5 protein-coding genes and 1 pseudogene are annotated in these 13566 nt (G+C 62.4%); 3 read left to right on the plus strand and 3 right to left on the minus strand.

Translation table 11 applies throughout. The features are described 5' to 3' along the window. Positions 1–95: 95 nt before the first annotated feature. From ACZZZP_RS17220 to ACZZZP_RS17230, 3 genes are all read right to left on the minus strand, one after another. On the minus strand, positions 96–1448 hold the full coding sequence (locus tag ACZZZP_RS17220) for an HlyD family type I secretion periplasmic adaptor subunit (RefSeq protein ID WP_463383565.1): 1353 nt from the start codon (positions 1446–1448) through the stop codon (positions 96–98). Further along, positions 1438–3585, minus strand: a complete 2148-nt coding sequence (locus ACZZZP_RS17225; protein WP_463384739.1) for a type I secretion system permease/ATPase — start codon at positions 3583–3585, stop codon at positions 1438–1440. Before ACZZZP_RS17225 ends, ACZZZP_RS17220 begins: the two co-directional genes overlap by 11 nt. 454 nt (positions 3586–4039) lie before the next feature. Then, positions 4040–5392, minus strand: a complete 1353-nt coding sequence (locus tag ACZZZP_RS17230) for a TolC family outer membrane protein (protein ID WP_463383566.1) — start codon at positions 5390–5392, stop codon at positions 4040–4042. Between ACZZZP_RS17230 and ACZZZP_RS17235 the strand changes: the two genes are divergently transcribed. The 3 genes and pseudogenes from ACZZZP_RS17235 to ACZZZP_RS17245 all read left to right on the plus strand — a co-directional run. Continuing rightward, positions 5391–5741: a hypothetical protein gene (locus ACZZZP_RS17235; protein WP_463536736.1), complete on the plus strand. Its 351-nt coding sequence runs from the start codon at positions 5391–5393 to the stop codon at positions 5739–5741. The genes ACZZZP_RS17230 and ACZZZP_RS17235 overlap by 2 nt on opposite strands. Before the next feature lie 146 nt (positions 5742–5887). Further along, positions 5888–6160, plus strand: coding sequence for a hypothetical protein (locus ACZZZP_RS17240; protein WP_463536737.1), 273 nt, complete (start codon positions 5888–5890; stop codon positions 6158–6160). A gap of 104 nt (positions 6161–6264) precedes the next feature. Next, a pseudogene (locus tag ACZZZP_RS17245) lies at positions 6265–13566 on the plus strand (Ig-like domain-containing protein); the annotation flags it as partial.

Raw genomic sequence — 13566 nt, forward strand, 5'->3', positions numbered from 1 at the left:
AAGACTCTGGATCCCGAATCGTCGGACCGCCGCCTTCGCGAGGATGACGGAGGATCTGATAACGAGCGCGGTAGAGAAGCTCGCGCTTAAGGCTATCACCGCTCCCGCAACGCCTCAGCCTTGGCGCGCAAAATCGGTTTAAGCAAATAGCTCAAGATGCTCTTCTTGCCGGTGATGATGTCCACCGACGCCACCATGCCGGGAATGATCAGCAGGGGTTTTTCATCCGTGCCGAGGTGGCTTTTATCGGTGCGCAGTTTGATCAGGTAGTAGGTGGTTTTGCCGTCTTCGTCGGTCACCGTGTCGGCGCCGATCTGTTCGAGTTTGGCTTTCAGGCCGCCGTAAATCGTGTAGTCGTAGGCGGTGAATTTCACCACGGCTTCTTGCCCCGGATGCAGGAAGGCGATGTCTTGCGGGCGGATGCGCGCTTCTACCAATAGGGTGTCGTCCAGCGGCACCACTTCGGCCAGGTCGCTGCCCGGCTGGATCACGCCGCCGATGGTGTTGACCAGCAAACTCTTGACGATGCCGCGCACGGGCGAAGTGACCAAGGTGCGGTTTACGCGGTCTTCCAGGGCCCGGCCGGTGGCTTGGGATTTGGAGAGTTCGGTGCGTGCTTCGTTGAGTTGGGTAAGGGCGTCGCTGCGGAATTTGCCACGGGTTTCGTCGATTTTGCGCTCGGCTTCGGTGATGGCCGATTGCGCGCGGGGAATGGCCAGGCTGGTGGCATCCATCTGCCCACGGTTTTCCACTTCGGCGCGTTTGAGGCGCAGCACTTCCACTTGCGAAATCGCGCCCTGGGCCACCAGCGGCTCGCTCATGGCGATTTCCTGGCGCAGCAGGGTCAGGCTGTTGCGGTATTGCTCCTGCTTGGATTGAAACTCGCGCAGTTCCTGCTGCTTTTGCACAAGCTGCTGTTGCAGACCGGCCACTTCGTCGCTGAGTTGCTGCTGGCGGCTTTGGTACAGGGCCAGTTCGCTGGCGGCCTGGCTTGGCACTTTGCTGCTGATTTCCGGGTTGATGACCAAGGGCTTGCCTTCGGTTTCAGCCACCAGACGGTCGACGCGCAGTTGCCAGCCGAGGCGCTCGGCTTCGGTTTCGCCGACGTTGGAAACAAAGCGGGTGTCGTCGAGGCGTACCAGCGGGTCGCCGACTTTGACGATCTGCCCTTCGTGCACAAACAGCTCGGCAACGATGCCGCCTTCCAGGTTCTGGATCTTCTGAATTTTTGACGACGGAATGGCTTTGCCGTCGCCACGCGTCACTTCGTCGATCTGGGCGAAATGCGCCCAGCCGAACATAAATACGAAGAAGGCGATCAGGCCCCAAATGGTCAGCCGCACCACGCGCGGAGCATCTTCAACCAGGGCTTTGCTGAGTTCTGGCAGCGGCTCGCCTTCGAGCGAGTCACGGCCTTTGAAGTAACGGGCGAGGCTTTTAAGCGACACTGATTTGCCCCTTCTTCAGAGCGTCCATAACGGCACCTTTTGGCCCGTCAGCAATGATCTGGCCTTTGTCGATAATCAGCAGGCGATCCACCAAGTCGAGCATGGAAGAACGGTGGGTGATGAGCAGCACGGTTTTGTTGGCAATCATCGTTTGCAGGCGTTGTTTGAGGTGCACTTCGCCGGTGTTGTCCATGCCGCTGGTGGGTTCGTCGAGCAGCAAAATTGGCGGATCTAGCAGCAGTGCGCGGGCCAGGGCGACGTTCTGGCGCTGGCCGCCGGACAGCTGATGGCCGCGCTCGCCTACTTGCAGTTCGTAACCTTGCGGGTGCAGGCGGGCAAATTCATGCACGCCGGCCAGTTCGGCCGCTTGCAGCACCAGTTCGTCTTCCACGTAGCGGGCGCCGCTGACCAGGTTGTCGCGCAAGGTGCCGCTGAACAGGTGGATGTCTTGCGGCACGTAGCCGATGTTGTGCCGCAGTTCGCTGATGTCGAGTTGGCGCATATCCACGCCGTCGATCAGCAGGCTGCCGGAGTCGGCTTGATGCAGGCCGACGATCAACTTGGCCAGCGAGCTTTTGCCCGAGCCGCTGCGGCCGATGATGCCGACCTTCTCGCCCGGACGAATCACCAGGTTCATGTTGATCAGCGCGGTGTTCTGCTGCTGCGGGTAGTTGAAGTTGAGCTGGCGCAGTTCGATGGCGCCCTGCACGCGCTGACGGGTCAGCGGGCGATCGTCGGATTGACGCTCTTGCGGCAGGTCCATCATCTGGTCGACCGAGGCCATGGTGACCTTGGCTTGCTGATAACGGCTAAGCAGACCGGAGAGTTGCGACAGCGGGCCCAGCGCGCGGCCGCTGAGCATGTAGCAGGCGATCAGGCCGCCCATGCTGAGGTTGCCGTCGATGATTTGGTACACGCCGAAAATAATCATGATCACCCCGGCCAACTGCTGAATCAGCATGGTCGAGTTCATCGCCAGGTTCGACAGCATGCGCGCCTTCAGTTCCAGGCGGCTGAGGGTGCCGATGGTTTGCTCCCACTGGTATTGGCGTTCGCTTTCGGCGTTGTTGACCTTCACCGCATCGAGACCGGCGAGGGTTTCGATCAGGCTGGATTGACGCTCAGCGGCCAGCGCCATGCTGCGCTCGATGGTTTCGGTCAGCGGCTTTTGCAGCGCCCAGCTGATCAGTAAGGCCAGCGGGAAGGCCATCACCGGAATCCACACCAAGTGGCCGCCCAGCAGCGCAATCACCAGCAGCACCAGCAAGGTAAAAGGCAGGTCGATCAGGCTGGTGAGGGTCAGCGAGGCGAGGAAATCGCGCAGGGTCTGAAATTCATGAATGTTCTGGGCAAAGCTGCCGACGCGCTTGGGGCGATATTTCATCGACATGCCGACGATGCGTTCGAACAGCGTGGCGGAAATGATCAGGTCGGTTTTCTTGCCGGCCAGGTCCAGGCAAAGCCCGCGCAGGCTTTTCAGCAGGATGTCAAACAGGTACGCGCCACTGATGCCGATGGCCAGCACCCACAAGGTCGCGGCGGCCTGGTTGGGCACTACGCGGTCGTACACGTTCATCACGAACAGCGGCGCGCCGAGCGAGATGACGTTGATCAGCAGGCTGGCGGCGATGGCGTCGGCGTACAACCAGCGCGAGCGTTTGAGCGTGTCGCGAAACCACGACGAGGTGCGCGGAATAAGCGAGCCGTTGTCGGCGTCGAATTTGTGTTGCGGCTGGGCGAAGAACACTTGGCCGCTGTAGTCGGCCTGCAGTTTTTCTACGGCCACTTGCACTTCGCCGCCGTCGCTTTCGCTCAGCAGCAGGCGTGCGTACGTGGCGTCGATGGCCACCAGAATGGCGCTGCGGCCGTCTTTAAGCAGCAGCATGGCGGGCAATGCCATGGCGGGAATTTGCGCGAGTTTGCGTTGCAGCAAACGGCCTTGCAGCCCGGCGCGGGCAGCGGCGCGTGGCAGTAAATCGGCGCTCAGGCGCTGGGCCGGCAGCGGCAGACCGGTGGTAAGCATGGCGCGGCTGACAGGTTTCTGATGCAGCGCGCACAGCGACATGAGGCTGTCGAGCAAAGGGTCGTCATGCTGAGCACGGGGATCATGGTGAGGCTGGGGGGGCGAACGTCTGATTCCACGCTAAACACTCTTGACGCTGGAGGTGGGGTGTACTTGAGCCAGTTGTATCGGCAACGTCTGATGACGATGTAGGGCAATGCAACAAGGGTGCCTGGACTTTAGCTGGTTGTCGGCGAGGGGGCGAGTTGAGGTTTCCTGCATAAACCACTCGCGGCTGAAGCCGCTCCCACAGAGGCACATCGCACCCTGTGGGAGCGGCTTTAGCCGCGATAAATTTCCCGCTAGGGCGAGTTGAGGTTTCCTGCATCAACCCATCGCGGCTAAAGCCGCTCCCACAAAGACACATCGCACCCTGTGGGAGCGGCTTTAGCCGCGATAAATTTTCCCGCTGGGGCGAGGTTGAGGTCTCCTGCATCACCAATCGCGGCTAAAGCCGCTCCCACAGAGGCACATCGCACCCTGTGGGAGCGGCTTTAGCCGCGATAAATGTTCCCGCTAACGAGGGGTGTCAGTTCAACCCCGGCAACGCAATCTTCGGCTTCACGTCGTTCTGCACCACCGTCTCCATCGGCGCCACAACGCCTTGGCTTTTCAGCAAAGTGCCGAGGGTGGCTTGCAGGCGGTACTGGGTGTACTGCTCGGCCAGTTTGATTTCGGCCAGACGGCGCTGGGCGCTGAACAGCTCGTTTTCGCTGTCGAGCAGGTCCAGCAGGGTGCGTTCGCCCAGACCAAATTGTTTCTGGTAGGCGTTGCGCACTTCGCTGGTTTCGTCGACGTATTTCTGTGCGATCGGCAGCTGGGCGCGGGCGTTGCTCAGGGCGTTCCAGGCCAGGCCCAGTTCTTCGTTGAGCTGACGCAGGGCGTTGTTGCGGATGTCCAGCGCCTCACCGGCCTGGTAGGAACGCGCTTCCAGAGTGGCCTTGTCGCTGCCGCCGCTGTAGAGGTTGTAGCGCATGCGCACCATGGCTTCCCATTCGTTGTAGTGACCGTCCTGGCCGTCGATGTCGTTGTTGGCGGAGCGGCCCAACTCGGCGTCGAAACGTGGGTAGTAGGTGGATTTGGCGGCGTTGTATTGCTCTTCGGCAGCGGCGATATCCGCTTCAGCCGAGCGCAGCACGGGGCTGTTTTCGATCAACTGCTGACGCGCCTGAGCCAGGGTTTCCGGCAGTTGCACGCCGGTGGCGGGCTGTTGCAGGTCAACCGGGTCGGCGCCCACGGCGCTGTAGAAGTTGGTTTGCGCATCGACCAGGTTGGTCTGCTCGGTGATCAGATTGTTGCGAGCCTGGGCCAGGCGCGCTTCGGCCTGGTTGAGGTCGGCCAGCCGCCCTACCCCGCGGTCGGTGCGCAGGCGAATCTGGTCGTGAATGCGTTCGTGGCTGGTGAGGTTGTCTTGGGCCAAGCGCACCAGTTCCTGACGGGTGAGCATTTCCAGGTACACCTGGGCGACGGTCAAGGCGGTGCGCTCGGAGGTGTTGAGCAAGGCGTAAGCGCGGGAGTTGACGGTGGCTTTGTTGCGGCCGATTTCGCTGGAGGTGGCGAAACCGTCGAACAGCATTTGGCTCAAGCGCACGGTCGATTCACCGCGGTTCAGGGTATTCCAATCGTTGCTGCCAGCCTCGGCGCGGCTGGATGGGTTGTCGGTGCCTTCGCGGCCATAACCGGCCAACACATCCACTTTTGGCAGGTAGCCGCCTTGGGCAGCACGCAGGCCGGAGTCAGCAGCCAGGCGCCGGTTAACTGCCGCGTGAACCTCAGGGTGGTCGGTGACCGCTTGCTGCATAGCCTCCTGAAGCGACTGAGCGGACACAGAAAAGCTGGCACTTACCGCAAGCGGCAGCAACGCAAAAAGACCAAAACGCATGGTGAGTATTTCCCCTGAAACCTACTACGGACGCCAACTACAGGCTTGTGATGGGCACGACAGCGGCAGATGTTTTATTGGTTTTGATGCCAAAAAAATAAGTGAGACCGGCTTCTCAATTCCAACCGTCCGATTTCACATTACTATCAAAGTGACATTACGGAATGGATTGTTTAGGATGTCGCAAAATTGGTCAATAGTTTGGCAAAAAGATGACCAAATCGACATATACGCCAAACAAATGACGCCAACTTTCAGACTATTTGTACTGGCAAGATCCTTGCCTGATCTGCTGCTACCCGTTCGGCCGCTTGACCCAAACCACCCTTTTGCACTGCCGTTTACCTGAAGTTTCCAGGGAGAGTCTTCACATGAGCACCGTCGTCGCCATCGTTAAAAGCATTGTTGGCCAAGTTATCGCGACATCCGCCGAGGGCGCTCATCGCGTGCTGGTCGAAGGCGACCGCTTGTATGTAGGCGACACCTTGGATACCGGTGCCGGCGGCATGGTCCACACTGGCGTTGGCCGACGGCCGCACGCTCGATCTGGGTCGCGACACGCAGTGGAGCAGCGCCGATTCGGCAAGCCCCATCACCGAAGCGACGGCCCAAAGCGCCGCCGAGGCCCGTGCTGAAGTGGTAGACGTGCAGCGCGCCATCGTCGCCGGCGCCGACCCGACTCAAGACCTCCTGCTACTGCTGCTGGCCCTGGCGCGGGTGGCGCGGCCGGTGGTGCAGCGGGTGGTGGCCGCAGTTTTGTATTGCTGAGCGAAACCGCAGGCGAAGTGCAGCCCGAGATCGGCATCAACTTCAGCAACACGACGGACGGTGATGGGGTTGTTCAGCAGCAAGCGTTCGGCGCCGAGCAAAACGTGGCGCCGCGTTTCGTCACTGCCGACGGAAATGATGCAAGTCCGACAATTAATGTCACTACCGACGAAGACGTGGCCTTTAACGGCGCCTTCACCGCTGTTGATAACAACGGCGACGCATTGACGTACACCCTGGTGGGCACCGGCCCGGCGAACGGTTCCTTGACGCTGAGCCCGCAAGGCGTGTGGGTGTACACCCCGGTGGCCAACTACAATGGCCCCGACAGTTTCCAGGTGGTGGTGACCGATGGCCGTGGCGCCAGCGACACCCTGACCGTGAACATCGGCGTGACGCCGGTTAACGATGCACCGGTGGCCGATGCCGCCAACGGCAGCGCCACTGAAGACGGCGCCATCATCTCTGGCCAATTGACCGCCAGCGATGTCGATACCGGCGACACCCAAACCTTCACCCTGCAAGCCGGCGCCACCGCGCCAGCCGGTTTCACCCTGAACGGCAATGGCACCTGGTCCATCGACCCGAGCAACGCGGCGTACCAGAACCTGGCGGCCGGCGAACAGCTGACCCTTAACGTGCCGTTCACCGTCACCGACAGCGGCGGCCTGACCAGCAACAACGTGCTGACCCTGACCATCACCGGCGTAAACGATGCCCCGGTGGTGAGCGGCGATGTCACCGTTACCACCAACGAAGACGCCGGCGGCCTGACGGTTGACCTGCTGGCCAGCGCCAGCGATGTCGACAAGGGCGATGTGGTCACCGTGACCAATGTTGCCCAGTCCGGCGCAGGCGATGCTTCAGGCGTCACCATCAATGCCAACGGCACCCTGAGCGTGACCCCCGGCGCCTACAACTACCTGGCCGCCGGCGAGAGCGTCACCCTCACCTACACCTATAACGTGGTCGACCAGAACGGCGGCGTTACCCCGGCCAGCGCCACTATCACCATCGACGGCGTTAACGACGCCCCAGTGGTCAGTGCTGCTGTGAGTGCCGCGACCAACGAAGACGCTGCCCCGCTCACCGTTAACCTGCTGCAAAACGCCAGCGACGTAGACCTGAGCGACAGCCTCAGCGTGGCCAATCTGCAGGAAACCAGCGGCGGCAACACTGCCGGCGTATCGCTGAACGCAGACGGCACCCTGAGCGTCAACCCGAACGCCTACACCTACCTGGCTGCCGGCCAGCAGGTGGTGCTCAATTACACCTACGACGTTATCGACAGCAACGGCGGCGTTACGCCAACCACGGCCACCATCACCATCGACGGCCGCAACGATGCACCGGTAGCCGTGGCCGACGTGAAGTCGGGCAGCGAAGACACGGTGATCACCGGCAACGTCATCACCAACGACAGCGATGTGGATGCGGGCGCGGTGTTGTCCGTGACCAAGTTCAGCTACTCGGTCGGACCGCTGACCTTCAGTGCCAACGCCGGCGAAACCCTGAACACGATCGTCGGCAAGCTGACCATCAGCGCCAACGGTGATTTCACCTTTACCCCGGTTGCCAACTACAACGGCCCGGTGCCGACTGTGACTTACACCTTGAGCGATGGCACCGCCACCAGCACCGCCACCCTGAACATCACCGTCACGCCGGTTAACGACGCACCGTTCATTACCGCGCCGAGCAGCGTGCAAGTGACCAGCGAAGACACCAGCAAAGTGTTCTCAGTGCTGCGCGGCAACAGCATCGCCACCGGCGACATCGACAGCGCCAACCTGACCACCACCTTGAATGTCGACCACGGCACCCTGACCCTCGGCCCATTGGCCGGCGGCGTAACCGTGACCGGCAATGGCACCGGCAGCCTGGTGCTCAGCGGCAGCTCGGCGGCCATCAACGCCGCCTTGCAAGGCCTGAACTACAAGCCGACCGCCGACTACAACGGCGTCGACAACCTGAAAATCAGCAGCACCGACGGCAGCCTGACCACCAACAGCAACGTCGCCATTCGCGTTGATGCCGTGGCCGACATCCGCCCGGATACCGTCAGCGTCAACGAAGACAACGTGCTCACCTTCAACGCCATCACCGGCGTGGGCGGCGGCACTGCCGACAACTTCGAAAACGCCGGCCGTGCTGTGACCTCGGTAACCCAAGGCGCCCATGGCAGCGTGACCTTCAACGCCGACGGCACGCTGGTGTACACACCAGCCGCCAACTACAACGGCACCGATACCTTCACCTACACCGTGACCTCGGGCGGCGTGACTGAAACCGCGACCGTGACCGTGAACGTCAACCCGGTTAACGATGCTGCCGTGCTCACCCCGGCGAACGTGGCCGTGGCCGAAACCGATGCCGCCATCACCACCGGCGGCACGCTGAGCATTAGCGACATCGACAGCCCGGCCACCTTCGCCGCGCAAACCAACACCGCCGGCACCTACGGCACCTTTAGCGTCAACGCCAACGGCGCGTGGACCTACCAGGCCAACTCGGCCTACAACAACCTGAACGTCGGCCAGAGCGTCAGCGACACCTTCACCGTAGTCAGTGCCGATGGCACGCCGACCACCGTGACCGTGACCATCAACGGCACCAACGACGCACCGGTTGCCAGCAGCACCGTGGTCGCCAGCGGCAATGAAGATTCGGCGGCGCCGATTGCCGTCACCCTGGCCGGCAGCGACGTCGACGGCACCGTCACCAGCTACTCGATTGAATCGCTCCCGGACCACGGCACCCTCTATTCCGATGCAGCCGGCACGCAAGCCATCAACGTTGGCCAAGTGGTCAGCGGCCCGGTGTATTTCGTGCCCACCGCCAACTGGGGCGGCAGCACCACGTTCGACTTCAAAGCCATCGACAACAATGGCGCCAGCTCCACCACTGGCAGCGCCGCCATCAACGTCACGCCAGTGGCCGATGCGCCTACCCTGACCTTCGGTGCCGGCAGCCAACTGGCGTCCACCGACTTCCAGGAAATCAACCTGAGCGGCGGTTTCAGCAACAGCATTTCCGAGGGCTCGCTGGGCGGCGGCCAATGGCACACCGGTAACGGCGGCAACGCGGTGGAAGTGGGTAGCGAAGGCACCTACATCAACGGCGGCAGCAGCAGCAACCAAGTCATCGAACTGGAACGCAACCCAGGCGATGCCAGCAACCTGTACACCACCGTTACCGCGCAAGCCGGCGACACCTTCGTGGTGCAACTGCAGTACTCGCCACGCAGCGGTTCGGAAGCAAGCTCGGCCATCGACGTGTTCTGGGGCGGCGTAAAAGTCGGCACCTTGAGCGGCACCACCGCCGGGCTGACCAATTACAGCTTCACCCTGCCGGCCGACACCGCTGGCAACTACACCCTGGAATTCCGTGCCACCGACAGCAACTCCGTTGGCGGCCTGCTCGACAACATCAGCCTGGGCCAGCAAGTCAACGTTGGCCTGGAAGATCACGCCATTCGCTTGTCGAGCATCACCGCTGCGGTGACCGACACCGACGGTTCGGAAAGCATCAGCAAAATCACCATCGACGACGCCCCGGCCGGCTCGGTACTGAGCGACGGCAACGGCAACAGCGTGACCAGCACCGGCAGCCCCGTGGACATCACCGGCTGGGCCAAAGGCAGCCTGACGCTCACGCCGCCGGCGAACTTCAACGGCACCATCGTGCTGCACGTTAGCGCCACATCCACCGAAGCGACTGGCGGCAGCGCCACCACTACCCTGCCGCTGACCGTCACCGTGCGCCCGGAGAACGATGCACCGACCGCCACCAACCAAAGCTTGACCACCGAAGAAGACACCCCGCTGACCGGCACCGTAACCGGCAGCGATGTTGACGGCGACACGCTGACCTACAGCTTGGTCAGCGGCCCGGCCCACGGCACTCTGACGCTCGATGCCAACGGCAGCTTCACCTACACACCCGTGAAGGACTACACCGGCCCGGACAGCTTCCAGGCCCTGATCAGCGACGGCAAAGGCGGCACCACCACCAGCACCATCAGCATTGGTGTAACGCCCGATAACGACGCGCCGATTGTGGGCAACCAAACACTGACCACCGCCGAAGACACCCCGTTGACCGGCGCCGTAACCGGCAGCGATGCCGATGGCGACAGCCTCAGCTACACCGTGAAAACTCCGGCTGCTAATGGCAACGTCGCGCTGAATGCCGACGGCACGTTCACCTATACGCCGAATAGCAACTACAACGGCTCCGACACCTTCACCGTCACCGTTGCCGACGGCAAAGGCGGCACGGTTGATAGCGTGATCAGCATCGGCGTTACGCCGGTAAACGACGCACCGACCAGCGCCAACCAATCGCTGACCACTGCTGAAGACACACCGCTGACCGGCGCTGTGACCGGCACTGATGTCGACGGCGACAGCCTCAGCTACACCGTGAAAACTCCGGCCGCCAACGGCAACGTCGCGCTGAATGCCGACGGCACGTTCACCTACACGCCGAACAGCAACTACAACGGCTCCGACAGCTTCACCGTCACTGTTTCCGACGGCAAAGGCGGCACTGTTGATAGCGTGATCACCGTCGGCGTAACGCCGGTTAACGACGCACCGACTACCGCCAACCAATCGCTGACCACTGCCGAAGACACCCCGCTGAACGGCACCGTCACCGGCACTGATGTCGACGGCGACAGCCTCAGCTACACCGTGAAAACTCCAGCCGCTAACGGCAACGTCGCGCTGAACGCCGACGGCACGTTTACCTATACGCCGAACAGCAACTACAACGGTTCCGACACCTTCACCGTGACCGTTGCCGACGGCAAAGGCGGCACGGTTGATAGCGTGATCAGCATCGGCGTCACGCCGGTTAACGACGCACCGACTACCGCCAACCAATCGCTGACCACTGCCGAAGACACCCCGCTGAACGGCGCCGTGACTGGCACCGATGTGGATGGCGACAGCCTCAGCTACACCGTGAAAACCCCGGCCGCTAACGGCAACGTCGCGCTGAATGCCGACGGCACGTTCACCTATACGCCGAACAGCAACTACAACGGCGGCGACAGCTTTACCGTCACCGTTTCGGACGGCAAAGGCGGCACCGTTGATAGCGTGATCACCGTCGGCGTTACGCCGGTTAACGACAAGCCAATCACTGAAAACCAGGCGCTGACCACGGCCGAAGACACGCCGCTGTCCGGTGCCGTGATGGGCAGCGATGCCGATGGCGACACCCTGACTTACGCCCTGAAAACAGGTCCGGCCAACGGCACGGTGCTGGTGGGTACGGACGGTAAGTTCACCTATTCGCCAGCCAGCAATTACAACGGCTCCGACACCTTCACCGTGACCATTTCCGACGGTAAAGGCGGCACCGTTGATAGCGTGATCAACATCGGCGTTACGCCGGTTAACGACGCGCCAGTGGTCACCTCCTCCCCGGCCGCTGCGACCGGCACTGCGGTGGAAGCCGGCAATACCGATGCAGGCGCCACCGTCGCCGGTACGCCGACCGTTTCCGGCACGCTGACGGCCAGCGATGTTGATCAGGGTTCGGTTACTACCTGGACGGTCGCTAACGGCACCGGCAACTACGGCACCCTGGCCATCACCGCTGCTGGCGTATGGACCTACACGCTGGATAACGCCAACGCCGCGACTCAGGCATTGGCCGAAGGCCAGACTGGCAAAGAAACCTTCACCGCGACCGTGTCCGATGGCCAGGGCGGCACCGCTACCCAAGTCATTACGGTCGATGTCACCGGCACCAACGATTCGCCAGTCGTGGCTGCTGCACTGTCGGCGGCGGGCGCCGAGGATGGCGCCGCTATCGTGGTTAACCTGCTCAGCGGTGCCAGCGATGTGGATGCCGGCGCCCTGCTGAAAGTCAGCGGCGTCAGCGCCTTGCCGGCCGGGGTGAGCCTGTCGGGCAGCACCTTGACCGTGAACCCGAGCAACGCCAGCTTCCAGTCGTTGGCGCAGGGCGAAACCAAGGTCATCACCGTGACCTACAACGTGGAAGACGACAAAGGCGCCGTCACCCCACAAACCGCGACCATCACCGTGACCGGCACCAACGACGCGCCAACCGTTAGCGGCGCTGTGACCGCGACGGGCGCTGAAGACAGTGCCAGCTTCAACGTCAACCTGCTGACCAATGCCAGCGATGGTGATAACGGTGCTGCGCTGAGCGTGACCGATGTCGGCACCTTGCCGGCGGGCGTCACCCGTTCGGGCTCGACCCTTACCGTTAACCCATCCGACAGCAGCTTCCAGTCGTTGGCGGTGGGCGAGTCGAAAGTGCTGACGATCAATTACAGCGTGACCGATCAGTTCGGCGCCAAGACTGCACAAACCGCCGTGATCACCATCACCGGCACTAACGATGCGCCCGTGGTGACCTCTTCCGCCGCTGCCGCCACCGGCACCGTGGTAGAAGCCGGCAATACCGATCCGGGCGCTGTGGTCGCGGGCACGCCGTCGGCCATTGGCACGCTGACCGCAAGCGATGTCGACCACAATTCCAGCACCACCTGGAGCCTGCCAAACGGTGGCGCCGGCAGCTTCGGTACGCTGGCACTCACCGCGGCCGGCGTTTGGACGTACACGCTGGACAATGCCAAGGCTGCGACCCAAGCGCTGGCAGAAGGTCAGGTTGGCAAAGAAACCTTTACGGCCCTCGTCTCCGACGGCCAGGGCGGCACGGCGACTCAGGTAATCACCGTTAACGTCACCGGCACCAACGATTCGCCTGTAGTCAGCGGCGCAGTCACCGCCTCGGGCGTGGAAGACGGTGCCAGCTTCACCGTCAACCTGCTGGCCGGCGCCAGCGATGTGGACAGCGGTTCCAGCCTCAGCGTGGCCAACGTCGGCACCTTGCCGGCAGGCGTTTCCCGCGTGGGCAGCGTGCTGACCGTGGACCCAAGCAATGCCGCGTTCCAGGCCTTGAAAGCCGGCGAGCAGCAGACGCTGACCGTCACTTACAACGTGGTCGATGACAAAGGCGCGGTGGTGGCGCAAACCGCCGTAATCACCGTCACCGGCACTAATGACGCACCGGTTATCACCTCGAACGCTGCCGCCGCAGCCGGCACCGTCACCGAAGCTGGTCTGACCCCGGCCGGTGCTGCCACTGCTGGCACCGCCACGGCCAGCGGCACCCTGACGGCCACCGACGTGGACCACGATTCCAGCACCAGCTGGAGCCTGGCCAGCGGCACCGGCACTGGCACCTACGGTTCGCTGACCCTGAGCGCCGCTGGCGCCTGGACGTACACCCTGGATAACAGCAAGCCGGCCACCCAAGCGTTGGCGGTGGGCGAGAGCCGTACCGAAACCTTCAACGCCACCGTGTCCGACGGCCAGGGCGGCAGCAAGGTGCAGGTCATCACCGTCACTGTTAACGGCACC

It is taken from the genome of Pseudomonas sp. AC211, from assembly GCF_979258055.1.

What these genes read in the sequence shown, in the direction of transcription:
- ACZZZP_RS17235 (WP_463536736.1), top strand. Translation starts at nt 5,391, where the DNA reads ATGGTGAGTATTTCCCCTGAAACCTACTACGGACGCCAACTACAGGCT.
- ACZZZP_RS17230 (WP_463383566.1), bottom strand. Translation starts at nt 5,392, where the DNA reads ATGCGTTTTGGTCTTTTTGCGTTGCTGCCGCTTGCGGTAAGTGCCAGC.